This is a genomic window from Pseudomonas sp. B21-035 (assembly GCF_024748945.1).
Lineage (GTDB): Bacteria > Pseudomonadota > Gammaproteobacteria > Pseudomonadales > Pseudomonadaceae > Aquipseudomonas.
Map to the genome: position 1 here is coordinate 3,018,601 of NZ_CP087179.1, position 19,111 is coordinate 3,037,711.

Genomic DNA, 19,111 nt, shown 5'->3' on the forward strand with positions numbered 1-19,111 from the left:
TTGGTGGCTCGCTTAGCTGACAGCTTCAGAACTTCGTATTGCTTGGCGCCTTGATGATTGAGCAGGGCGATTTTTCGATATACAAGGTGCCTGACATTCCGCTTGTAGTTTCTCTTTTCAACTCCAAGCTAGTCCGATCAATGGAAAATTTTTGCGGATAGCTGCTGGATTGATTTCGCCAGGTCACCTCTTTTGGCCCAAACGCCGCTGGCGAGGTGAAGTTGAGACCGGAACCACTTTTACTGGTTTGAAGGGATGCAGTGCCATTTGCCTGATCCAATGTCACCACCAGATCATCAGCCTTTTTATCAAGGGCTGGGCACGCAAAATACAAAACATTTCCAGCAGCCAGAGAAGCCTGGGATGCCGAGCCAACTATCAATGCCAACAACAAATTCCGCATCACAAAGTCCTCCCTGAGTAATGGCAGCAATCTACCACCATCCTCGGGAAGCGCCAAAACCCCGCATGGGCGGGGCGTTTCAGCTCAAGGTGTTTAGGCTGCGTCGAGGGTCAGCGTCAACTGCAGTTGTTCCCGCCAGTACTCAACACGCCCTTCCAACACAGGCCTTTGCCAGCGCCAAGCCGCAAGACCCTTGCCTTGAAGGCTTGCAAGATCTTTTCTCTGGTCAAAAACCCTACAGGCGTTCTCAAATTGCTGCTTGGCCCCCAGATCGCCATGCAAGATCGAATCAATCTGCATGTCGCACCAAACAGCGAATCTGATATCCAGCCATTGCGCGAACCGGACGCCAAGCTTCGGGTGCAACCAAGTGCCGCCGTGATACCTGCCGCGACGCGTTTCTAAAAGTGACTCAGGATCACAATTAAGAACTTCGCCCAGTATCCTCAGGTACTCGCGGGTTTCGTCCTGCTTGAGCCAGTCAATAGGGCGCTTCCCGAAAGGCCGTGCGATTTCGGTTGCGTTGATCCAGCCGTCAGTGTTGAAACTGATTTCATTGCCATCATAGTCAAACGGGATGATCGTCGAGTTCATGCGGCACCCCGGCCTTCGGTCACCTCTACGGCATAACGAGTCGGCTGCTGCATAGCATTGCCCAACCCAGTCAGGAATGAATTCAGCTGGTGCAACCTGTTGCGCAGACTACGAACTTCGAACCAGGCTCCGTCAATCTCGTAACCGGCATCACGTAGCTCGCACAGAATCTTCTCGCACAGCGAAAGTTCCTGGGGGCGCGAGCAGATGTCGCCCATGCTCACGTCCAGCCAAGCCTGACCCATGCCGCAATGCTCAAGCATTCCTGGGCGGCGTTGAGTCAGCGCTTCAACTGGATGGTGAATATCTAACCGTGGTTTGGCTTGTTCTGGGCCGAGATATTCGCCCTCAATCGCGTAGCTCGCGATGAAGTTGGCGGCGGCCTGGAATTGGCCAGCGGGGATCAGCTCAACTCGTGGCACCCCGAAGCAGGCGTGCAGCGCGGAGGCGAGCTTCGCCGTAGCGCTGCGCTGATATTCGGCATCCATCTTGGCAACTCGGCAGCGTATGACATTACTAAGTCGCAGAGCGCCAGCCTTGCCTAGCAGGTCCTCCACCATCGGCGTCATCATACCCCTGACATCTTCGTAGCGTCCGTGCTTGCGGATCGCTGGCAGCACCTCAGAGGTCACCCACTTACGGAAAGCGTGTGGCTTACTGCCCTTTTTCACTGCTTCGCGGCAGCGAAGAATCAGGGTAAAAAGTCCTGACTCATTGAGGACGTTGGCCTGGCCCTGACGACCTATGTTGAACATAGACCGTTCGTCCTCATCCAAAGCTTGCACGGCCTGGGTGGTGTTACTCACATCCAGTACGCGGCACACGTCGGACGCTACGAACCACGGCTCGCCATTGATAGTGACCACCCGGACACTATGGCCGTGGAAGTCGAACGGGATGACACTGGATACAGCTGTGCTATTATTCGCCATGACGATTTCTTCTCCGAAGTTGATCTCGTTTCTCGAAGCCCTGATCGCTGCAACGATCGGGGCTTTTTCATGCCCGCTGTTTTTGCTCATCCTGCATCTCCTGCTCAAGCGACTTCCTCAATCGGAACACGATCTCCCCGCTTAGGCTCCGACCATTTTCTTCAGCCTTGCCCACCAGCGCTTCGCGCATCATGTCCACCAGACGAACCCCTACGACCTTCTTCTCTTTTGCCGTGCTCACGCTTAAACCCCTACTCATGTTTAGTTTGTGTAGTTTTGTTCACTTTGTGTTGTTTGTCAACAACACTGTTTCGTTTGTTGCCTTATTTGCCTTTAGAGGCATACGCTTGGTACGGGGATAACGCACCCCCGTACAAATTCAGGGCAGACATGAACGCAACATTCGCTGAAAAACTTGCTCAACTTAGAGCTCAAAAGGGCCTTACTCAGCGCGAGCTCGGCGCAGCTGCTGGAGTCGCATGGTCGATGATCTCCAAGTATGAGTCCGGCCAATCTATGCCTCGCCTGAAAGTTCTCATGCGTCTTGGGGGTGCGCTTGGTGTCCCCGTGAAAGAACTTCTAGGGGAGGAATCAGGGCGCCCGAGCGTTGAGCTGTACGACGGTTTTTCGTCCCGTCTTCTCGATCTTCGCTGCAGAAAAAAAATCAGTCTTCGGTTGTTGTCTAAGAGGACAGGTATTGAAACCTCGGTACTGGCCGAATTTGAGCAGGGCGAGCTCTCACCAAGCACCGATGATCTCTATAGCCTCGCGGATGCCCTAGGGGTGAGCGTCACGGAGCTGGCTGGCGAGAAGCATGATGCCGAAACTGTTCGCATCAAGCTGTCATTTGACGACAGTCCAGAAGACCCTGTGACCTTTCCTGTGACCCCGGCCTCGTACCAATCACTCATCGAAGCGGCAGAAAGGCTTGGACTCACCCCAGGAGAGGTTTTGGCACGACTCATTGAGACGGCTGCTGATGCCGCACGCGACCCTGATAATGCCTCAGAAACAGCTCTGAACTTGCTGGAGTCGATGAAGCTCAAGTAAACAGAAGGCTGAAGAACTCCCATTCCTGGCTGCGGGGCTATGACAAGCCACTTCCAGCCGCGCTAGTTGCGCCCCTCTTTGAGAGGGTCACAAATCACTCATCGCTGCCATCTGCCAGGCAGGCCGAATCCAGCGCGAATATCACGTCGTCGACTTCTTCCCTGGTCAGAGGCGATGGGTGTGACTCCAGCCAGTCGGAGATCTCCCGGGCAGCCAGCGGCAGCGGGAAAGCTCCAGCCATGCTGGAGACGAACCGACGCCCGCGGCAGATATTACGGAAGAGGTTCAGCAGGTAGGCCGTGATGGGGTCGTTCGGCGGCTCGTCGGGCACTTGAAGCTTCAGCCTTTGGTAGACCGTGCGCCTTTTTTCCGAGTCGCCGCCCCACTCGCGCTCCCAGCAGAAGCGGTCGACGGCTTTCCCACTGTCTCGGCCCGCTCTTGAGCTGTATCAGTCGCGGCCGCAGCGCCTTCACGCAGGACAAACACGAAGAACTTGATGTTGGTCTCAAGCAGCTCGGCAGCTACCGCAGGGCTGTATTTGATCGGGTCACCCTGGGCGTCCAGCACGCCGGACCAGTCCTTCACGATGAAGTGGCTCAGCAGCATGGCGTGGTTCTGGTGCTCGGTCAGTTCGCCGGCCACCACTCCGACCTGGCCCTCTTCGAACCGAGCGTCATTCCGCGCGATCCGGCGGCGCATACGCTCCAGGCCCACCTGGTACTCGGCATTGTCGATGCCGGCCAGCAGGATCTTGGTGTCCTTGTCGAATTCAACCCAGCGCTCGCCAACAGCGGGCTGGTTTTTTGCGGTCAGTTGCAAAGCCATGGTTGTTCCTCAACGCCGCGCCAATAAAAGGGCCGCCCCCGGCCGGCGTGAATGCCGGGGAGGCCAAAGGTGATGCAGGGTTAGGCGGTAACCGTAATCGCCGCTGTGCCGGTCTTGGCGGGGTCGTAGACACTGGTTGCGGTAATGGTCGCGGAACCAGCGGAGACGCCCGTGACCAAGCCGGAAGCACTGACAGTCGCCACACTAGGCGCCGAGCTGGCCCAGGTGACGTTCTGCGCAGCTTCAGCCGGCAAGGCTGACGCCGACAGCTGGCGGGTAGCTGCCACCGCCACGGAAGCAGTCGAAGGACTCACCGACACGCTGACCACCGGCACGAACGGAACGCGGGTAATGGTCGGGCTGAGCTTGGCCACCGTGTAGTTGAGGGTCACCTCGATCAACTCACGCTTTCCGCCGTTCGGAAGCTCGCCATCCACCTCAACCGCTGGGAAGCTGAAGGTGTACTTGTTGCCCAGGCTGTCGGTGATGGGGAAGACCACCGCAATCGGCGCGCGGGTGAAGGTGTTCTTCCAGATCTCCCAGGCCCGTTTGGACCAGGCCAGGGTGATGCTGCCAGTGATCGCGGCCTCGGTGGCGATGTGCGCACCTGGGCCCAGACGATCAGACCCAAGGCAACGCTGCGTTTGCAGGCTGTTGTCCAGGTTCACGGTCATCGCCGATACGCAGGCCACGCCCTCCAGCGACTGGCCATTGACCAGGATCGTGCCGACGTTGTTGTTCGACAGGAATGGGGTGGTGGTCGGGTCATTCGGCGAGACGACGATCGAGGTTTCGCTATCCTCGTAGTCCAGGCACGCCATGTTGAAGGTGGCGGTGATCTTTCCGTCGGACGGGATGTCGAGGGCGAAGGTAGAGACATGCGCACCCTTGAACACGCCGTAGACGCCAACGTCTTCGTAGCCCTTGGCGATGCTGAAGGTCCGGCGGGTATCGCCTACGGACAGCACGTCGCTGGCCCAGGTGCCGTAGAAAGCAGCCTCCAGCAGTTGATCGAAAGAGCCGAACGAGAGCTCTGCCGTCAAGTCGCCGCCGATATCGATGCTGGTGGCCACCGAGCCCTGGCTTAGCCGGGTATCGGTGATCTCGTCGCTGGCCTGGGTGTTGACGGTTGGGGTCAGCGCGTTGCCGGTCAGGCGAAGCGTGTCCCAGGTGCCGGCCGGGGTCACGCCGGGCGTCACCTCGGCGATGATGTGTGAAACAACTTTTGCGCCAGAGCTCATTGGAGCCTCCTATCGCGGGCATAAAAAAACCCGCTCATGGCGGGGTTGACTGGATCGATGGGCTGGTTACTTCTGTCTGAATCCGACAGGTCCACCGCCGCACATGCACTTAATGAAGTACTTGTCAGCGCTGACCAAAAACTGCGAGTCGATACCCAGCCCAATGCCTGCGGCGACATACTGCCCGCCCTCCGTGACGTGCATCTTCACCGACCAGTTCGTGGCGATCTTGTCGCCGATCGTGGCGTCCTTTATGAGCGCCTCGTTCATGTAGATCACGCCATCAACTACCACGAAGGGCTGAGGCTTTTCGTCCTTTTGCAGATCGCCGATCTGAACGCTCAGTGCGCCATCGTGCGAGACGCTGAGCACACCACCAGCCAGACTGATCCGCATTCCGGCCGCCTTCGCCTTCTGAAGGCGGGCCTTGGTCTCTTCCTGAGTTTCCTCGCGAACGTAGGTCAGCGTGGTGCGGTAGTCCGAGCCGTCACGATCAAACGAGAAGTCCTCGGTCTTGAACTCAGCACTGTCGCGAAACTCTGCGGGGATCTTCGCTAGCTCAGCACCGATGAAGGCATAGCGCTCGATAGCATTGACCGGAAGATCGTAGTCAGGCCACTCGCCGGCGGTGATGGTGATCGGCTGCGGATCAGAAGGCAGGCTGCCCGCGACAATGTTCGAGCAGTTGATCTCAAATTCACCGGTGAGTCTGTGGAGCTTCCAGCCGGAAACTCCTGGCACATAGTCGACACTTTGCATTAAACCCTCTCAGCCGGCGCGAAACCGGATGTTGACGTTGATCTGGTAGAAACCTTCGAACTCGCCTGCGTCGACCTGTGTTGCTTCCATGCACTCAAGCTGGCCGTTCATCCAGTACGCAAAGTGCGCTTCCAGGTCGTCAGCCATCAGGTTGAGTGCTTTCAATCCCGTCCTGGCCCGGGCGAAGCACTGGATGCTGATCTGCCCAGGCTTGCGCGTGCGCGGTCGATCGGCCATGCCGGCCATGAACGCCGTGGCGTACTGCAGGTTCAGGCGACACCAAAGCCCGGCCACTGGAGGCTTGAACGCGCCGGATGTGTCGATGTTTTCCGGCGGATACGGCGCATTCGGGTAGAAGATGCGCTTCTGCTCGATGCCACCAAACGACGCCATGCGCCCGATGATGGCCTCGCGAATTTCCTCGAAGGTCATTTGTAGGCCTCGCTTACTCCGATGAAGGCCAGGCCGTAAACCCCGTCCGGGGCCTGGGTTGAATGTCCATTTTCCAGTGCCTCGGCGTACGGGAGGTTCGTCTGGATGTAGATCACCGGAAAACGGCCAGCGGACTGGATCACACTGGTACCCTCTGAAATGGTAGACAACCCTTCTGCGTCGACGCGCTCGGTGACGGTGAAGTCCGGCGCGCCAACGGAGACAATGTGGCTCCCGCGAAACCTGCCGCCCACATAGCCCTGACCGGCGGCTTTCGCATCCACGAAGAAGTTCTCTTTGCGCTCGCGCTGGGTGAGCTTCTTGAACTTCTTGCCGGGGTTGCTGGCGTTTCGCGCATCGACGTTTGCGTCGTAGGCATCAGCCAGCGCTACGTTCCTTGCGGTCAGCTTGATGTTGGCCTGCCATAGGCCTGGGTTGCCTACCGGCGACTTCAGCACCACCTCCTCCAGCATCTTCTGGGCGATCACTCGGGCCATCTGACTGATGTCAGCTTCCGCCTGGTCCACGAACTCTGTCAGGTTGGTGCTCCAGCCATTGGTAGCCATCAGACCTCCCTGAGCTGGATCTCGTAGTGGGCACCGGCGGGATCGGATTGCACGTTGATCACGTCGAAGCCATTGATCTGGTGGCCGACCTGCGGAACGCCGGTGGTCTCGTTGGTGAGAGCAATGAGCAACTGATCCGTGGCTTTGATACTCATGCCGTCGATCAGCGCGATCTTGAAGAAATCGAACACCCCGCGGCCGGAGTAGCTGATCACCACCGGGTCGCCACCGGTCTCGGTGACTGGATCCCAGGTGCCTGGTAGCGTTATGCCTCCAGTGAACGGCTGCACCGCGTCTGCCAGGTCGGTATCGAAGGCCTCGGCCATATCGGCCTGTATCTCTTCTCGCAGCCCCATGACTACCCCCTTTTTACGGCGAAGGCGAACGGGTTGCTACGCCAGGGTGTCAGCAGCGCCAGGGCCAGTTGCACGCAGGAAGGCTGCGCGGCGGCACTGGTGCGGTCGATAGATCCGTAGGTCTTGCTGGTCGAGACCGAGCCAGCCTTGACCGTCTTGGCTTCAAGCGAGCCCTCGGTCTGCTGCTGGTATAGCTTGCCCTGGGAGGCACACTTGGCCAGGCGGGCGCCGGCCTGCTTCACGTCGTCGGGGATGTCGTCCGTGTCGATGCCCGCCAGGTTGAGCGCAGTCAGGTAGGCATTTGCCTCGAACACCGCCTCGTCCTTGGCCTCAGCAGGCGCCCATCCAGCCCCGAGGATGCTATCCACGTCGGCCACAGTGATGTAGGTAGCCATCAGGCCTCCGCTTGAATGAGTGGGGCCGCAGCCCCGTTTTTACTTGGGCAGGTCGTCGACCAGTTTCTGGAGCAACTCTTTCGAGGCGTTGGCGCGATAGGTAATGCCGACAGCGTCGAGACGCGCCTTCAGATCAGCAACTTCATTGGCTTCGCGGCCTTCATCGGTTTCTGCGTCGTGCTTAGAGGCCCGGGCCAGCAAGTCGTCCACTTGCTTCTGCAGCAGGCTGACCTTCTCAACTTCACCGTCACGCTCGCGCTGCAGGCTCGATACGCCGGCATTGACCGCTTCGAGCACTAGAAACAGGCGGGACGCGGTTTCGCCCAGCTCGCCCTCTGGACGCTCCAGGCTCTGCTCAGCGAACGACTCGACAATAACGCCGATGGATGCCAGCTCGTAGGCCAGACGCTTGAGCTCCGCAGAGTCCGAGACATCGACGATAGCCACGCGCGTCGGCATATCGATGACGGATACGTCGGCGCCCGCCTTTTCATAGGAGTTGACCACCTTCGGCCAGTCCCCGATCACCACGACCGACTCGACACCAGGCTCGGCTTGGTCAAAATGTCGTGGATTACGATAATTCCGGCCAGGCTCGAAGTCGTCACGCTGGGTTGTGTAAATCAATTCCATGGATTGCCTCCAAGGCAGGCCTACTTGACCCGCCTTTGCAGTTGCCGATTAAGGCGCGGACAGGTCGATGAGGACGCCGGCAGTAGCCTTGTCGCTTGTCGCATGCTTGCGCCAGTTCGCACCGGCCCCCAGGGCCGCGAGATTCGGGTTAACGCCCGCAGTGTCCTTCCAGGAATACCCCATGATGTCGACGTTGAAAGCGCCTTCCGCGCGATAGCCGATCGCCAAGTTTTCCTGATTGTTTACTGGATAAGAGCGCACACCCGGAGCCTGGGACTCAGTTACCGAAACTGCACCCACCTGCAGACCAAAGATGCGCTCTTCGGTAACTTTGTCGGAGACGAGGACCGGTTTGCCCATGGTGCCAGGCGAGCCGCCGTAGATGACCACGCCCGCCTCTTCGTAGATTTTCTGGTCAATGGCGTCGTCGACCAGGTCGAAGTAGGTAGCGGAGTCCATGGCAAAGAGCGCGATGCGGTTGAAGCGATCACCGAACTTGCGCATGCCCTTGGTCAGCACTTTCTTGTGATCGACTGCGAAGGACCCGCTGGCAACCATATTGGCGTTTGCGCCAATAGCAGCGCCGAGGGATGCGAAGGCAGTCTGAATGTAGTAGTCCAAGGCTGCGTCGGCCATGTCTTGACCAACCAGCATTGAGAACTCTTCCGGGCTTCGAGCACGACGCTTGAACGCTTCCTCTGAAGTTTCGTACGGGCCGTACTTCCATGGGGTTTTTACGCCGACCGCTTCATCAGCACCAATCTTGATGCCGGCGACAACGGCGTCGGAGTTGACGTTACGGTGACCCAACGTGCCACCGATCTTGTAGAGCGAACGCTTACGCAGATCGCCCTCGATCATTTCGTTGCGCAGAATTAATGCACCGCCCGACGAGGCGTTGAACACTTCCAGTACGTCCTGCAGACGCTCCAGATAAGCGGTTTGGGCAAGATCGTTGTAAATGATCATGTCCGAGTTGACGGTAGTTGGCATGGGTTACTCCATTATTTGGGCAATTTCAGGTAGGCGTCCTGCCCATGCGCATCAATAAACTCGCGCTTCTGGACAGAGCTCATTTCGGAACGTTTAAGTGCGGCCCCGCCGCCCTTTCCAGCACCACCGGCCCCGCCGCCTGATGCCTTGCTGCCAGCGATCAGCGGGCCAAAGGCCGGATCGTTGGTGAATTCTGCTTTCAGCTCGTCAAGCGTTGCCGCCGAGAGCTTGCCGGCCGCGTCCAGCACGACAACGGTGGGTTTACCGTCGCGCTGCTCGACGCTCAGCCGGCGTTCGATGTGGGGAAGCAATGCCTTGGCGCTGCCTGGGATGGCCAGCGTGGTCGCGATCTCGGTAGCGGTGCGGCCCACGGTCAGATCCCGGATCTGGCCTTGCAGGGTGCTGTTGGTGCTCTCGAGTTGGCTGGTCAGCTCTGCTTCGCGACGTGCGTACTTCTCGGACCAAGACTTTTCGAGCTCCTCGACGTTGCCCGACTTGCGAGCAGCTTCTTCGCGCTCGAGCCGAGCGGTTTCTTCGGCCTCTTTGCGTGCCTTCTCGGCCGCCTTCTTCTCGCCGAGCAGCTCGTCCACCTTGGCTTTCAGGCCGGTGACGTCTTCCTGTTGCGGGAGCCCGTCGATGCCAAGCACGAACTTGCCGTCCTTCTCGACGTAGAGGGCCTGGATGGATTCGTCGACGCCTTCGAGGCTGTCCAATTGGAATTTCAAGGTCATTGCTGTCTCCCAGAGACGTTGGGCAGGCCCTGCCTGCATATGTGATTTGGAATTTAGGGCGCGGCATGTTGCTTTGAGTCGTGGATCAGGGATGATCACGCTCAAATTCTGAACGGAGGGTGAGTAATGACAGCAGGAGACTATGCAAACTTCATCGCGGCATTTTCGGGCTCAGCCGCCGCAGTTGCTGCATTTGTCACAATCAGAACAAGCGCGCTCGAAAGATCAGATGAACGAATGGCGGCCTATGCAGTTCGCACATTGGAACGGGCTTATCAGGCGCTTGTTGGGCCTGAGGGCACGGCCAACAAAGCCCCAGTGGCCGATCGTCTGGCGTGGCTGACTTCCGCACGATTGATTGAACAGTACAAAGACGCCAAGCAGAAAATTAAGAACCCGGTTGTTCTTCACGAGTGCGAAGGTCACGAAGAACACTGGCGCCACCAGTTTTACTTAGCACTGTCCCCCTTAGAAAATGTCTCTCCAGGGTATTACTCGGATCGAAAAGGTAATGGTCCTATCCACGACGTGTCGGCAGTCATAATCCATGCGTTTGCCTCATGGCCTGACGACAAAGAGGACCCGGTCGATAAGTACAAAACTAGCGACGCCGCAATATCCAAACTAGGCGTGAGCAATTTTTGGATAACCTTACGCAGACACCTGAACATACTTTGACTATCAATACTTGGCCTCGGCGCGCTCAAAAGCCAGAGGCTCACGCTCGCGCAGTTCTTTGAGGGTCAGGGTCCGGCCGACGTCATCGACGAAGCGGTCGATGGTCAGCTCGCCCTTGCTGAACAGGTCGTAGCGGGCCGGGCCGAGCACATCACGCTGGAACGAAGCAGGTTGCCGTGCCAGCCATTCGCCGTAGCTGGTCTTGCCGCTGACCTGCTCGACGCCATCCGGACCGATCGAAGGCCGAGTCGAGCCTGGGATCTCCCGGGCGAACTCGTCTTTCAGTACTGGAATGATCGTGGTCCGGCACCGCCAGTGATAGGGCGGCTTCGGCCCATCCAGCGGGATGACCGTCTGGTCGATGCTCATGCAGAACAGCGTGGTTCGGCTGTCCAGGGTGGCAACCCGGCGCATCCCCTTGAGGATGTCGTCGTTGTCCTTGAGCACCTCCACGCGCGCTGTGCTGGCGATATGGTTGGTCATGGTGTTGACCAGGGCCTGAGCCTGATCGCGCTGCTGGACGCCCAGTGACGTCAGCCGGCGACTGATCTGCCCGGACGTCTCGCCCAGTGCCGATCCCATGCGAATCTCGCTGATGATCTCGGCGCTCTTCTTGGTACCGTACTGGTCGAGCGCACCATTGATGCTGATGTGCTGCCGGCCCTTGCCTACCTCCAGATCGAGGGGATCGGCTAGCGCTGCGGCTGCGACCTGCTCGATGCTGGGCCTGTTAAGTTGGATGACCGCCTTCACGACCTTGCCCAACAGGGTCATGTTGAACTCAGCCTCGTAGCCGCCGAATTCGGTCAGGTCGAGCACAGCCTGCTGCTTCATCTCGCCGTACACGCCCGCCAACTCGCCCTGTAGCTCTTGGATCTGCTTCTCGTACCGTTGGGTGCCGTAGCGGCTCAATCCATCTGATACGCGCGATTTGGCGGTGCTGATGGCCTTTGTGATGAACTTGGCCAGCCGCTTGAGGCTTCCCCCGGCGTAGCGCTGCACGTGCACCTGGTGGCGAGTCGCTGCGTCAGACAGGTAGCCGTCACTACTCATTGCCGCCATCTCCGGTGTCGTTGCCGGTCACCGGCGGCTGCTGGGCCAGCTCCTCGTCGATCAGCTCGTCAGTGCGGTCGGCCTCCAGCACGCCACCCTGGCGCAGGTTAGTGCGCAAGTCGGATTTGGCGATCAAGCCCTGCTGCCAAAGTTGGACCTGAGCCAGGATGTCCTGCGCTGTCATCGACTCATCGAAGAACGACTGGTTGAGCCAGAAGACAGTACCCTCCTCGTCCGGCTCGCCCATCATGAAGCGCTCGGCATCGAGGATGGCCCGCTTCAGGGCCTCGGACACGTTGCCAGCGATGGTGCCCAGCACGCTGTTGTCCGAGCTGTAGCGGATTCGCACCGCCTCAGCCGTCTCGGCGCCGCCCGCCTTCTGGACGATGCGGGCGCCGATCATCAGCATCTGCTCTTCCTTGTCCTTCAGCAGCGTGCGAGCCAGCTGGCTCTCCGTCGCCTGGACCAGGGTGGCGGTACCAGACTTGCCGAGGTTGTAGCCCCGCGTCGAGCCGATATGCATGCCGCTCGGGTTCACCTTGGCGAACTCGTCGGCCGTGATATCGGTCGTGATGAACAGCGTCGGTTGACTGCTGATGAACCCGCTCTCCTCCACCGTGGCGCTGTTGCCGTAATGCAGGATGTTCACGTCGGCCAGATCCTCAAGCGGTGACCGGTCGACGCTGGCGTCGTTGTTCTGGGCGCCGTAGAAGCTGAACAGAATGTGATCGAAGGGTCGGCCGTTCTTGTCGAGCGGCGCGACCTCACTGTAGTTGTTGCCGTCTTCGGCGTAGACGCGCTGGACGTAGCGGCCATCAACCAGCAGCAGCACACGATATTGGGTGCTCGTTGTGCGCTCCAGGCTGTCCGGGCTGAACACGGACACGCACTCCAGCAAGCAGACATAGACCAGGCGCTTCACGCCATCAACAACCTGCTCATCCCAGTCGATGATCGACTCGGCGCCATAGTGGTGAATCAGCGCGCTACGGCCCTGCATGTCAGCCATCGAGGACACGCCCTCAACCGCCGGGAAGTCCACTAGGAACCCGCCCCGACCGGCGTCCAGGCATTCGCCCACGGCATCCTTGGAAAGCTGCTCGAGGCTCGTGCCGTCGCCGCTGGCGTTTTCCTTCAGGTACTCGACGCCGGTGGGCAGCTGCAGCTCAGCAGTCTTGCGGAACACCGCACCCAGCAGGCCGGTGCGTGTGCGCCCGGTGATGTTCAGGAACATCGCCCGCTTCTTGTACTGCTTGTACCGAGCCTGGTTCTCGGGAGATTTGTTCTCGGGATCAGGCATCGGTAGGTAGATATCGTGCTTGCGCACCTCGCGGGCGCCTGCCACGCAGCGCTTGACCAGCTGCCAGCCGGGCAAGGCCTCCGAGTACTCTGCCCGGGGTTGGAAGTTCGGCATGTGAGGCCTCAGAAAGTGAACGAGATTGGAACGTGCTTGACCACGGAGCGCTTGGTCTTGGACACAGCGAAGTAGCGGAAGGCGTCGGCCGGGTGGGAAGACCAGTCGTGCAGGGGCTTGTCCTTCCAGCACCCGCGCTTGTCGTCCCACTCCTTGCGGTAGCTCTCCAGGGCGGTGATCCCTTCCTCGCACTTGGCTTCGTCAAAGGCGCAGTTGGGCAGAATCTCTCGGGCCTGCTCGATCCCTTCGTCAATCCCAAGCTTTGGCACCACCTGGAAGGTCATCCGATACACCTGGCCGTCGATCTCGTAGCCCTCTCGTGCGAGTTCTCGCCGAGTCTTGCCATCGCTACCAAATTCCCGGTTGTCGATGTCGTGCGGCCCCCAGTGCTCGCCGTACTCGTAGCCGCGGTCCTTGAGCACCTTCATGTAGTGCCGCAGGCCTTCGCCGCTGTTCTGGTAGAAGTCGACTACGTGATATTCCTCGCCAACGATCCGGACAAACCAGATCGCGGTCGAGTCGCCCACGCCGATGTCCCAGAAGGTGTGCACCGGCAGGTGGCTGTTGTCTGGCAGCTTGCCGATGCGCTGGGCAGCGTAGAGCTTGGTGAACTGCTTGGCGTAGTAGGCGCCCTCGATCGTCTGCTGGAATGCTTCAGCAGGGATCGACGGGTACTCACGCTTCATGTCGTCGCCGAGGGTCTTTTCCTTGGCGCTGTACCAGGCGCGCTGGCCTGGGTTGGTGACGATGCCGTGCTTGGCGCTCAGTTCGTCGAAATACTTGGTCAGGCGATCTGGGATCGTGACGTCGGTGGGGTCAAGCCAGTACAGAGGGTTGCGCCACCAGCTGAAGAAGAAGAACTTCCAGTCCAGCAAGCCTAGGGGCACGCCGGCCAGCTGCTGCTTCTCGGCAGACTGGCTGTAATCGAAGAAGTACCCGGCCCGACCTTCAGCCGTTGATTCGATGGTGACGAAGCATTCAGCGGCCACGGCCTCAAACGCACCGGTGACGATCTCCCGCGCCTTGTGCGGAAACTTGGCGCAGATCTTCCCGAACTCGGAAACATGCAGGTAACGCAGCGTGCCGCCCCGGAACGAAGTGGAGACGTAGAGCGATCCGCCCTTGCTGAACACCAATTCGCCCGCGGCGTCGTTGCGTGCCGGGTTGGCCGCCTTGATCTCCTTGGGCAGGTGGTCATAGGCGTACTTAACCTTCTCCCGGAACAGGCGCTTGGCGTCGTTCAAGGTGTGGGCGATCAGCGCGCACTTTGCCGCCTCGAACAGCGCTGCATCCAACTGGACGATGCAGACCAGGGTAGTGAACCCAAGCTGACGGGCCTTCAGGATGATGTTGCGAGTGTGCATCCCCTGGAAGTAATCGACCTGCTCCTGCGTCATGCGGAAGCGGACCTTCTTCCCCTGCTTGTCGGTGATGAAGTACAGGTTGTTCAGCCGCCAGAACCGGTCCCGGAGCAGTTTCAGGTGCTCGGGCTTCATGGGTCAGGCTTCCTTCGATAGTTCATCCATTAGCTTGGACAGTTCGTCCGCTTCGTCCGTCTTCTCCTTCTCATCCAGGCCGAATGCCTGGCGCTCGAGCACCTGGAGGTTCTTCATTGCAGCTGACAGCTGAAACAGGGTCTTGGAGTTACTTGGGAGGGCCACCGCGGCAAGCATCGAGGCGCGGCGCATGCCGTTGCTGTCCTCGGCGGTCTCTTCGTCGATTGCCTCCTCAATTTCCTCCCGGCGCTGGATGGTGGTCAGCAGATCATCCATCAGCAGGTTCGCAAGGTTGGTGGCCTTGCGGATGTCGCGGCGATGGCTGCGAACTACCTGCGCGCCCTCCTCTGCGGCCTCTTCGATGATTTCGGTATCGAGTTCGCGGTTCGCGCCTTGATCGTTGCGAACCTCGCCGCGAACCAGCTTGCTGCGAACCTCTTTACGCACCTGGTCGGAAAGGTCACGAACCCAGTCCAGGGCCTTGGCCTTCTTCCTGATTGCGGTGTCGCTCACGCCCTGGCGCTCAGCGATGGTTCTGATGGAAAGCGCCCCAGCCCGGTAGGCTCGTTCGATCGCCTCCCAGTCGGGTTGCTTACTTGTCATGGTCACTCTCTGAGTCTTGAAATAGTGGCGGGTTGCCGGTATTGATGGGACTTACCCCAACGGAAGGAGAGTTGCATGTCTGACATCAGCAAAAACATCGTCGAAGCGTCTTTCGGTAGAAACGCCAAGGAAGTTCATCGCAAATATGCCGTTGCTGCGGCGTTGGAAGTGATCGCCGCCCGCGCACCGGCTATGGCCGCTAATGGACAGCTTGAATCCGAAATGCGAAAGCTTTCTGAGTACGCTGACTTGATCGAGGCGGCACTCGCGGTAGAGTAAGCACTTAGTGCCGCACTCACCTGCGGCACACTTACCCGCCGTACCCCAATCAATTATCAGCGTGCTTGTCACACCATCAATGCAGGCCTTATCGACTCTACGAAGTCTTCAGCGTCCCGAAAGTAATTTCGGAACGCGTCAGCGATAGCGCCAGTGGATTGTGCCGTCACATATACGACGTCATCGACTGGATATTGTTTTTCAATACCGTCGCGATAAGCCATGGCTTTCGGGCCGCTCGCAAACCCCTGAGCAAGCAATTCTCCCTCATGGAAGTGGAGAACCACATGCTTTCTCTGAGGGATCTCTGTTGCGCTTCTGCGCGCCATGTCGAGAGTGTGAATGACCCCCAATTCCCCCTCCAATTCCCGCATCTCTCTGCAGAGATCTGCATCGTTGACATCGGGGAAGGCACCTTTTTGATTCTCCCTCGTTCTCGCCAAGTATTCGCTCGCCAGAACGAACAGACGCTCCCTCCTCGGGTTTGCATTTTGATCAAACTTAATTCTTGCCCCGTCCAGAAGATCGCTAATTTCCACTGCGGTTGCCCATGCGTGCTGAGTTCGGGTCCTGTATTGAATTTCGATCTTCAATCCGCTGTATATCTGTCCACCGATAGATTGACTCGCATACTTATAGACCTCATGGATACCACGATAGCCAGTCGTCTTGGGGCGCGCTATGTAATCGTATCTGTCCTGGTCATCACGCACATGCCTAGCTCTTGTCTTGTGAAATGATGCTCTAAACTCTTGAATTTCTTCAATTGAATCAAAAATCAGCCTGCACCCTGCCAAGTCGTGCATGGTGGCAAGATCATTCGCGCGACCGGTCGAAAGCTTGTCCAGAATTGTGTTCAACCGCTTTAAGCGCTGCGCGAATGTGATGTTCATGCCTCCGTGGCGCCTCATATAATCGCGCAGATTAGCCTGGAAGGTGTTTAGGATGTATGCGTGAGAGTTTCGCCAATTGTTGACGATCTCTCGGTCTTCTGCGGTGCCTTGCCCCTTTGACAAGGTAGCTCCCGCCCTACTGACCGCACCTTTGCTATATTTTTTTGGATCCCCATATGCAGCCATCCGCAATCCATCCTTTGATATCGTCGTAATGGCCACTTTAACCTCCTAGCATTTAATCCTCAAACCAACAATTATCCTGGCGAACGCGCTGTTAAAAACGGTCGGCACTCGTTGATGCCCTGATTCATCGAGAGCGCGCGAAGCGGAGCGGGTGACATTTACTCACGCAAGCACCACTCGGAAATGCGAGAAACCCCATATCAGCGCCTCGATCACCGCCCGCCCGGCTCTAGCACACGCCAAGCCGAACATAACGAAGGCGCCAGTCTGTCAGGAAGCTGACCCATATGCGCATCTCCATGATCGCGCCACGAAACGGCGCACCTTGAATTTGTGGCGCGGATCAGCCGAACACATGGCCGCGCCGGGCCCAGGCGTAGGCAACCACTCCAGCGTGGAGCATCGCGCCGAAGGGGTTTACCCAGTGCCCCTGCAGGGCGGTGACGAATGCGCCGAACCCACCGATGGCCACCAGGTAGAAAGCGATACTCAGCAGCGGCTGGTCAGCCGGGCGAACCTTGCGCAGGTAGTCACAGGCGGCAACCACAACCAGAACGCACAGAAACACGTCCAGGGCGGTCAGCGCTGAAACCAGGATGCTGTTCATATCAGGCACCTCGCGCCGCGACGAACGACCCCATGGCAGCCTTGATAGCCGGGATGATGTTCATGGCTGTAAGGCCCAGCACAAAAGCCACGCCGCACAGCAGGTCATCGGTCACCGCAAGCTCAAGCTTGGGGGCAAGCCAGGCAGTGACAGGCTGGGTCAGGTAAACCGAGAAGCCGAAGCCAGTTGCAACAGCAGTTGCCGCCTGGAAGCGGGTCAGGTCCTTCAGGAAGCCAAGCGAGAGAATCGAGCCGATGAATGCAGCCATCACCACCCCGTACTTGCCCAGCACTACGCTCGCGGCGGCGCTTGTTGGCTCGGCCATAGGTGGTGCTCCATGTGAAAAATAGACCCGCTCAAGGCGGGTACGGTGCAGCAGGGTTAGCGGGAGTGCAGCATGCCGCCTGGTCGCAGTTCTTCGCGGATGACTTGGCGGGCGGCGCAGGCCAGGCCGTCATCCGCGCTGATGCTCTCGATGTTCTTGCGCATCTCTTCGTACAGCTGGGACTTACTGATCAGGCCAGCCATAACCTCAAGGCCGTTGCTCAAAGTTTCAGTCCTGATGGTGTACCCGGCAGTGAGCTTGCCAGCGTCGACTTCGGCCTGGTTGATGAACATTTGGCCGTCGATGATGAAGAAGGGCTTGCCGGGCTCGCCGCCGGGCTTGACCACCTTCAGCTCACCAGCGCCATGGACTTCCAGCATCGACTGTAAATCGCGCAGGTTGCGGGCCAGCTCACCGTAGAGCGTGACCCCGCCAAGGCACAACGGCTCGACGGCAGACTCGGCATCGATTCGGGCAACAACGTCGCCCCTCTCCAGGTCGCCGATGACCGTGTTTCCGGACGGGCCCTTGATAGTGAATGCACCTGTCTTGAGGTCAATATCGACCTGGCCGGAGGTACTCGAAAGCTTGCCTGCAGTCAGAAACCGCGACCGGTCACTCATCGTTATGCTCCTGGAAAGAAAAGCCCAGCTCAAGAACTGGGTTCGGAATACGCACCACAAAAACGTTGTAATACCACAAATTCGTAGTATACTGGATTCATCCAAACAACGAGGCGAGGTGATGAAGTACAGCGAGTTCAGACGATGGTTGAAGGCCCAAGGGGTGACCTTCGAAGCAGGCAAAGGAAGCCACTTCAAAGTCACCGCCCCAAACGGCAAGCAAACAGTCTTTGCGGACCACGGCTCAAAGGAAATGAAAGAGCCAACCCGCAAAGGAATCATCAAACAGCTGGGGCTTGAATGAGCCCCAGCTCACTCGCATTCATCACCCGCAAACATTCAACAGAGAGCCGCCGAGTGGAGGGCTAGAAATGTTTGATTACCCCGTGACTATTCACGAAGACGAAAACCCAGGTGTCGCTGTTACTTGTGACGACCTGCCAGAGCTCAACAGTGCCGGCGACGATATTGCTGATGCGCTGCGGGAGGCCGTGGACGGGATTGAAACCGCGTTGTCGCTCTACGTGGATCAACGTCGCGCCATTCCTGCCGCGTCCGAGCCAGCACCTGGTCAGTACGTCGTGCGACTGCCAGCGGTGACTGTGGCGAAGATCGTGCTGTGGAATGAGATGATGGCCCGCGATATGCGCAAGGCCGATCTGTGCCGTCTGCTGGGCCTAGCCCAGACCCAGGGCGATCGACTGGTCGACTTCCTGCACACATCGAAGATGGAGGCAATCGAGAAGGCTTTGGCTGCCCTCGGCAAACGCCTTTCGGTTTCTGTCGAGGCCTTGCCCGAATACATCGATTACGAGGTTCGCTACCTCTTGGATGGAAAGCCAAACGTTCTCCACTTCAAGTGGAACGTTAATGCATCTGCCGATATTGCATGGAGCGCGATACAGAGTCAGCGAAAACTGACCATTCCAGACGACCTGGATAATCCAGACCATGAGACCGTGTGCCGTGCCCATGGAATAACTGATGCCACCCTTCGGGCGATCTAGCGAAAAGATACAGCCCAGGTCTATGCCTGGGCTTTGG

Annotated in this window: 27 protein-coding genes and 1 pseudogene; 5 read left to right on the top strand and 23 right to left on the bottom strand. The window is 58.6% G+C overall.

Features of this window, described 5'->3' with window-relative positions; translation table 11 throughout:
• Window positions 1–25 precede the first annotated feature (25 nt).
• The 4 genes from LOY22_RS13705 to LOY22_RS13720 all read right to left on the bottom strand — a co-directional run bounded on the left by LOY22_RS13705 (window position 26) and on the right by LOY22_RS13720 (window position 2,170).
• Entirely contained in the window at window positions 26–403 is a 378-nt protein-coding gene (locus LOY22_RS13705; RefSeq protein ID WP_258593521.1) for a hypothetical protein, read from the bottom strand.
• Window positions 404–496: 93 nt separating this feature from the next.
• A complete protein-coding gene (locus tag LOY22_RS13710; RefSeq protein WP_258593523.1) occupies window positions 497–997 on the bottom strand; it encodes a KilA-N domain-containing protein in 501 nt (166 codons plus the stop codon).
• Window positions 994–2,019, bottom strand: a complete 1,026-nt coding sequence (locus tag LOY22_RS13715; protein WP_258593525.1) for a Bro-N domain-containing protein — start codon at window positions 2,017–2,019, stop codon at window positions 994–996. The genes LOY22_RS13710 and LOY22_RS13715 overlap by 4 nt, the downstream gene beginning before the upstream one ends.
• On the bottom strand, window positions 1,997–2,170 hold the full coding sequence (locus tag LOY22_RS13720; RefSeq protein WP_258593527.1) for an Arc family DNA-binding protein: 174 nt from the start codon (window positions 2,168–2,170) through the stop codon (window positions 1,997–1,999). The genes LOY22_RS13715 and LOY22_RS13720 overlap by 23 nt, the downstream gene beginning before the upstream one ends.
• A 149-nt stretch (window positions 2,171–2,319) precedes the next feature.
• Here LOY22_RS13720 and LOY22_RS13725 point away from each other — a divergent pair, with 149 nt between their 5' ends.
• Complete coding sequence (locus LOY22_RS13725) at window positions 2,320–2,979, top strand: helix-turn-helix domain-containing protein (protein WP_258593529.1); 660 nt, start codon at window positions 2,320–2,322, stop codon at window positions 2,977–2,979.
• A 94-nt stretch (window positions 2,980–3,073) separates the two neighbouring features.
• Here the strand turns inward: LOY22_RS13725 and LOY22_RS13730 are convergent, their stop codons facing one another.
• The 11 genes from LOY22_RS13730 to LOY22_RS13780 all read right to left on the bottom strand — a co-directional run bounded on the left by LOY22_RS13730 (window position 3,074) and on the right by LOY22_RS13780 (window position 9,910).
• The gene (locus LOY22_RS13730) at window positions 3,074–3,310 is read right to left on the bottom strand and encodes a hypothetical protein (RefSeq protein WP_258593530.1); all 237 of its coding nucleotides are present in this window, start codon (window positions 3,308–3,310) and stop codon (window positions 3,074–3,076) included.
• An 8-nt stretch (window positions 3,311–3,318) separates the two neighbouring features.
• Complete coding sequence (locus tag LOY22_RS13735) at window positions 3,319–3,804, bottom strand: hypothetical protein (protein WP_258593531.1); 486 nt, start codon at window positions 3,802–3,804, stop codon at window positions 3,319–3,321.
• A gap of 80 nt (window positions 3,805–3,884) precedes the next feature.
• Window positions 3,885–5,045: a phage tail tube protein gene (locus LOY22_RS13740; protein ID WP_258593532.1), complete on the bottom strand. Its 1,161-nt coding sequence runs from the start codon at window positions 5,043–5,045 to the stop codon at window positions 3,885–3,887.
• Window positions 5,046–5,111: 66 nt separating this feature from the next.
• On the bottom strand, window positions 5,112–5,804 hold the full coding sequence (locus tag LOY22_RS13745; RefSeq protein WP_258593533.1) for a DUF1983 domain-containing protein: 693 nt from the start codon (window positions 5,802–5,804) through the stop codon (window positions 5,112–5,114).
• 9 nt (window positions 5,805–5,813) lie between these two features.
• Window positions 5,814–6,236 carry a DUF4128 domain-containing protein gene (locus LOY22_RS13750; RefSeq protein WP_258593534.1) on the bottom strand — a complete coding sequence of 141 codons (423 nt, stop codon included), beginning with the start codon at window positions 6,234–6,236 and terminating at the stop codon, window positions 5,814–5,816.
• Window positions 6,233–6,802 (bottom strand): HK97 gp10 family phage protein, encoded by a 570-nt coding sequence (locus LOY22_RS13755; RefSeq protein ID WP_258593535.1) that lies wholly within the window; start codon window positions 6,800–6,802, stop codon window positions 6,233–6,235. Before LOY22_RS13755 ends, LOY22_RS13750 begins: the two co-directional genes overlap by 4 nt.
• Window positions 6,802–7,158, bottom strand: coding sequence for a hypothetical protein (locus LOY22_RS13760; protein ID WP_258593537.1), 357 nt, complete (start codon window positions 7,156–7,158; stop codon window positions 6,802–6,804). The genes LOY22_RS13755 and LOY22_RS13760 overlap by 1 nt, the downstream gene beginning before the upstream one ends.
• Window positions 7,159–7,160: 2 nt before the next feature.
• Window positions 7,161–7,553: a protein singed gene (locus LOY22_RS13765; RefSeq protein WP_258593539.1), complete on the bottom strand. Its 393-nt coding sequence runs from the start codon at window positions 7,551–7,553 to the stop codon at window positions 7,161–7,163.
• 39 nt (window positions 7,554–7,592) lie between these two features.
• Complete coding sequence (locus LOY22_RS13770) at window positions 7,593–8,186, bottom strand: hypothetical protein (protein ID WP_258593541.1); 594 nt, start codon at window positions 8,184–8,186, stop codon at window positions 7,593–7,595.
• A gap of 48 nt (window positions 8,187–8,234) precedes the next feature.
• On the bottom strand, window positions 8,235–9,179 hold the full coding sequence (locus tag LOY22_RS13775) for a major capsid protein (protein WP_258593543.1): 945 nt from the start codon (window positions 9,177–9,179) through the stop codon (window positions 8,235–8,237).
• Between the two features lie 11 nt (window positions 9,180–9,190).
• Window positions 9,191–9,910 carry a hypothetical protein gene (locus LOY22_RS13780; protein WP_258593545.1) on the bottom strand — a complete coding sequence of 240 codons (720 nt, stop codon included), beginning with the start codon at window positions 9,908–9,910 and terminating at the stop codon, window positions 9,191–9,193.
• A gap of 126 nt (window positions 9,911–10,036) precedes the next feature.
• Between LOY22_RS13780 and LOY22_RS13785 the strand changes: the two genes are divergently transcribed.
• A complete protein-coding gene (locus LOY22_RS13785) occupies window positions 10,037–10,588 on the top strand; it encodes a hypothetical protein (protein WP_258593547.1) in 552 nt (183 codons plus the stop codon).
• Between the two features lie 3 nt (window positions 10,589–10,591).
• Here LOY22_RS13785 and LOY22_RS13790 read toward each other — a convergent pair whose 3' ends face one another.
• From LOY22_RS13790 to LOY22_RS13805, 4 genes are read right to left on the bottom strand one after another with little or no spacing between them, the layout of a single operon-like run.
• Window positions 10,592–11,641, bottom strand: coding sequence for a phage head morphogenesis protein (locus tag LOY22_RS13790; protein WP_258593549.1), 1,050 nt, complete (start codon window positions 11,639–11,641; stop codon window positions 10,592–10,594).
• Window positions 11,634–13,055, bottom strand: a complete 1,422-nt coding sequence (locus LOY22_RS13795) for a DUF4055 domain-containing protein (protein ID WP_258593551.1) — start codon at window positions 13,053–13,055, stop codon at window positions 11,634–11,636. Before LOY22_RS13795 ends, LOY22_RS13790 begins: the two co-directional genes overlap by 8 nt.
• An 8-nt stretch (window positions 13,056–13,063) precedes the next feature.
• Window positions 13,064–14,551 carry a terminase gene (locus LOY22_RS13800; RefSeq protein WP_258593553.1) on the bottom strand — a complete coding sequence of 496 codons (1,488 nt, stop codon included), beginning with the start codon at window positions 14,549–14,551 and terminating at the stop codon, window positions 13,064–13,066.
• Between the two features lie 3 nt (window positions 14,552–14,554).
• The gene (locus tag LOY22_RS13805) at window positions 14,555–15,154 is read right to left on the bottom strand and encodes a hypothetical protein (RefSeq protein WP_258593555.1); all 600 of its coding nucleotides are present in this window, start codon (window positions 15,152–15,154) and stop codon (window positions 14,555–14,557) included.
• A 75-nt stretch (window positions 15,155–15,229) separates the two neighbouring features.
• Between LOY22_RS13805 and LOY22_RS13810 the strand changes: the two genes are divergently transcribed.
• On the top strand, window positions 15,230–15,433 hold the full coding sequence (locus LOY22_RS13810) for a hypothetical protein (RefSeq protein ID WP_258593557.1): 204 nt from the start codon (window positions 15,230–15,232) through the stop codon (window positions 15,431–15,433).
• A 68-nt stretch (window positions 15,434–15,501) separates the two neighbouring features.
• On the opposite strand, the gene LOY22_RS13815 is transcribed toward LOY22_RS13810, so the two are convergent.
• The 4 genes from LOY22_RS13815 to LOY22_RS13830 form a co-directional block, all read right to left on the bottom strand.
• Window positions 15,502–16,548 carry a RelA/SpoT domain-containing protein gene (locus LOY22_RS13815; RefSeq protein ID WP_258593559.1) on the bottom strand — a complete coding sequence of 349 codons (1,047 nt, stop codon included), beginning with the start codon at window positions 16,546–16,548 and terminating at the stop codon, window positions 15,502–15,504.
• A 307-nt stretch (window positions 16,549–16,855) separates the two neighbouring features.
• Complete coding sequence (locus LOY22_RS13820; protein ID WP_258593561.1) at window positions 16,856–17,119, bottom strand: hypothetical protein; 264 nt, start codon at window positions 17,117–17,119, stop codon at window positions 16,856–16,858.
• A 1-nt stretch (window position 17,120) separates the two neighbouring features.
• Complete coding sequence (locus LOY22_RS13825) at window positions 17,121–17,444, bottom strand: peptidase M48, Ste24p (protein ID WP_258593563.1); 324 nt, start codon at window positions 17,442–17,444, stop codon at window positions 17,121–17,123.
• Between the two features lie 56 nt (window positions 17,445–17,500).
• Entirely contained in the window at window positions 17,501–18,067 is a 567-nt protein-coding gene (locus tag LOY22_RS13830) for a hypothetical protein (RefSeq protein ID WP_258593565.1), read from the bottom strand.
• Between the two features lie 121 nt (window positions 18,068–18,188).
• On the opposite strand from LOY22_RS13830, the gene LOY22_RS13835 reads away from it, so the two are divergent.
• Complete coding sequence (locus tag LOY22_RS13835; protein WP_045201677.1) at window positions 18,189–18,371, top strand: type II toxin-antitoxin system HicA family toxin; 183 nt, start codon at window positions 18,189–18,191, stop codon at window positions 18,369–18,371.
• 67 nt (window positions 18,372–18,438) lie between these two features.
• A pseudogene (locus LOY22_RS13840) lies at window positions 18,439–18,858 on the top strand (type II toxin-antitoxin system HicB family antitoxin); the annotation flags it as partial.
• Window positions 18,859–19,111 lie beyond the last annotated feature (253 nt).

Excerpts from the sequence above, each read along its gene's own strand:
- LOY22_RS13765 (WP_258593539.1), bottom strand. The coding sequence starts at position 7,553 with ATGGCTACCTACATCACTGTGGCCGACGTGGATAGCATCCTCGGGGCT.
- LOY22_RS13795 (WP_258593551.1), bottom strand. The coding sequence starts at position 13,055 with ATGCCGAACTTCCAACCCCGGGCAGAGTACTCGGAGGCCTTGCCCGGC.
- LOY22_RS13750 (WP_258593534.1), bottom strand. The coding sequence starts at position 6,236 with ATGACCTTCGAGGAAATTCGCGAGGCCATCATCGGGCGCATGGCGTCG.
- LOY22_RS13830 (WP_258593565.1), bottom strand. The coding sequence starts at position 18,067 with ATGAGTGACCGGTCGCGGTTTCTGACTGCAGGCAAGCTTTCGAGTACC.
- LOY22_RS13775 (WP_258593543.1), bottom strand. The coding sequence starts at position 9,179 with ATGCCAACTACCGTCAACTCGGACATGATCATTTACAACGATCTTGCC.
- LOY22_RS13835 (WP_045201677.1), top strand. The coding sequence starts at position 18,189 with ATGAAGTACAGCGAGTTCAGACGATGGTTGAAGGCCCAAGGGGTGACC.
- LOY22_RS13785 (WP_258593547.1), top strand. The coding sequence starts at position 10,037 with ATGACAGCAGGAGACTATGCAAACTTCATCGCGGCATTTTCGGGCTCA.
- LOY22_RS13800 (WP_258593553.1), bottom strand. The coding sequence starts at position 14,551 with ATGAAGCCCGAGCACCTGAAACTGCTCCGGGACCGGTTCTGGCGGCTG.
- LOY22_RS13745 (WP_258593533.1), bottom strand. The coding sequence starts at position 5,804 with ATGCAAAGTGTCGACTATGTGCCAGGAGTTTCCGGCTGGAAGCTCCAC.
- LOY22_RS13735 (WP_258593531.1), bottom strand. The coding sequence starts at position 3,804 with ATGGCTTTGCAACTGACCGCAAAAAACCAGCCCGCTGTTGGCGAGCGC.
- LOY22_RS13820 (WP_258593561.1), bottom strand. The coding sequence starts at position 17,119 with ATGAACAGCATCCTGGTTTCAGCGCTGACCGCCCTGGACGTGTTTCTG.
- LOY22_RS13825 (WP_258593563.1), bottom strand. The coding sequence starts at position 17,444 with ATGGCCGAGCCAACAAGCGCCGCCGCGAGCGTAGTGCTGGGCAAGTAC.
- LOY22_RS13755 (WP_258593535.1), bottom strand. The coding sequence starts at position 6,802 with ATGGCTACCAATGGCTGGAGCACCAACCTGACAGAGTTCGTGGACCAG.
- LOY22_RS13710 (WP_258593523.1), bottom strand. The coding sequence starts at position 997 with ATGAACTCGACGATCATCCCGTTTGACTATGATGGCAATGAAATCAGT.
- LOY22_RS13715 (WP_258593525.1), bottom strand. The coding sequence starts at position 2,019 with ATGAGCAAAAACAGCGGGCATGAAAAAGCCCCGATCGTTGCAGCGATC.
- LOY22_RS13790 (WP_258593549.1), bottom strand. The coding sequence starts at position 11,641 with ATGAGTAGTGACGGCTACCTGTCTGACGCAGCGACTCGCCACCAGGTG.
- LOY22_RS13760 (WP_258593537.1), bottom strand. The coding sequence starts at position 7,158 with ATGGGGCTGCGAGAAGAGATACAGGCCGATATGGCCGAGGCCTTCGAT.
- LOY22_RS13705 (WP_258593521.1), bottom strand. The coding sequence starts at position 403 with ATGCGGAATTTGTTGTTGGCATTGATAGTTGGCTCGGCATCCCAGGCT.
- LOY22_RS13770 (WP_258593541.1), bottom strand. The coding sequence starts at position 8,186 with ATGGAATTGATTTACACAACCCAGCGTGACGACTTCGAGCCTGGCCGG.
- LOY22_RS13725 (WP_258593529.1), top strand. The coding sequence starts at position 2,320 with ATGAACGCAACATTCGCTGAAAAACTTGCTCAACTTAGAGCTCAAAAG.
- LOY22_RS13740 (WP_258593532.1), bottom strand. The coding sequence starts at position 5,045 with ATGAGCTCTGGCGCAAAAGTTGTTTCACACATCATCGCCGAGGTGACG.
- LOY22_RS13810 (WP_258593557.1), top strand. The coding sequence starts at position 15,230 with ATGTCTGACATCAGCAAAAACATCGTCGAAGCGTCTTTCGGTAGAAAC.
- LOY22_RS13805 (WP_258593555.1), bottom strand. The coding sequence starts at position 15,154 with ATGACAAGTAAGCAACCCGACTGGGAGGCGATCGAACGAGCCTACCGG.
- LOY22_RS13780 (WP_258593545.1), bottom strand. The coding sequence starts at position 9,910 with ATGACCTTGAAATTCCAATTGGACAGCCTCGAAGGCGTCGACGAATCC.